We start from the raw sequence: 1,100 nt of genomic DNA on the forward strand, positions 1-1,100 counted from the left end.
CACGGACAGCTGGCCGAGGAAGAGCGGTTGCAGCACACCGCCGATGAGGCCCATGTCGTGGAACACCGGCAGCCACGACACGGTCGGGGCGAGACGCCTGTAGTCCTCGTCAGGGCGCGAGCCGCCCCGGACGATGAGCTCGAGGTTGTGCAGCACGCCTTTGTGTGTGAGCACCACGCCCTTCGGCCTGCCCGTGGTTCCGGAGGTGTACTGCAGGTAGGCGATCTCGTTCTGCACGTCCGGGGTGCACCACTCGGCTCCGCCGTCGGTGACGGTGTCCGTGGCGAGCGGGATCACGGGCCGTTGGCCGAGGATCGCCTGCAGGCCAGGCAAGGCGTCCGTTGTGGACAGAAGGAGCTCGGGGTCGCAGTCTTCCGCGATGCCGAGCAACCGGGTGTGCCGCGCGTCGCCCGCCGCCCGGCGCACGGGCGGAGCCGGCACGGCGATGATTCCGGCGTACAGACATCCGAGGAACGCCGCCACGAACTCCAGTCCAGGTGGATGGCACAGCAGTGCCCGCGCCCCCGGCTCGGCGAGTGATCGCAGGTGCACGGCGATCGCGCGCGCTCGGAGGTCCAGTTCCGCGTAGGTGAGCGTGGCCGACTCCACGACACCGCTCTCGAGGAACACGAACGCGCGTTCGTCCCCCCTGAACGCTGCTTGTCTGCGGCACAGTTCCGTCAGGTTCGCCACATCCGCCGCTGTTTCCGCTGACACCCCGCATCAACTCCCGTCTCCGCAGATCTCCCTTGCGGGACGGACGTTACGGAGATCCGGCGGCGCTGTGATCAGTCGCGCGACGGGGGCCCCAATCAGTCCCGCGGCCGCTGCCGCCGCGACGATGGTGGTGTTCTCCTCAACACATGCCTCATGAACACACGTTCCTCGACTTCCCTTTGCTGCACCCGTCGTTGCCCCCACTGCCGGGTGTGGAGGAGGACGTCGTCGTCACCGGCCTCGGCATGACCACCCCTCAAGGCGGTGATGTCGCGTCCACTTGGGACGCTCTGCTCGCGGGCACGTCCGGTGTGCGCCTGCTCGATGAGCCCTGGGCCACCGATCTGCCGGTGCGGCTCGGCGCGCCGGCACGCGAGGATCCG

At 68.9% G+C, this 1,100-nt stretch carries 2 protein-coding genes; one reads left to right on the forward strand and one right to left on the reverse strand.

All coding sequences use genetic code 11. From position 1 onward, the window contains the following. Positions 1-717 (reverse strand): AMP-binding protein (locus LFM09_RS50060; RefSeq protein ID WP_414103727.1); only part of this gene is annotated, 717 nt, incomplete at its 3' end. 146 nt (positions 718-863) lie between these two features. Between LFM09_RS50060 and LFM09_RS50065 the strand changes: the two genes are divergently transcribed. After that, positions 864-1,100: beta-ketoacyl synthase N-terminal-like domain-containing protein (locus LFM09_RS50065; protein ID WP_414103728.1), on the forward strand; the 237-nt coding region annotated here is incomplete at its 3' end.

It is taken from the genome of Lentzea alba, from assembly GCF_047445655.1.
Taxonomy (GTDB): domain Bacteria; phylum Actinomycetota; class Actinomycetes; order Mycobacteriales; family Pseudonocardiaceae; genus Lentzea; species Lentzea alba_A.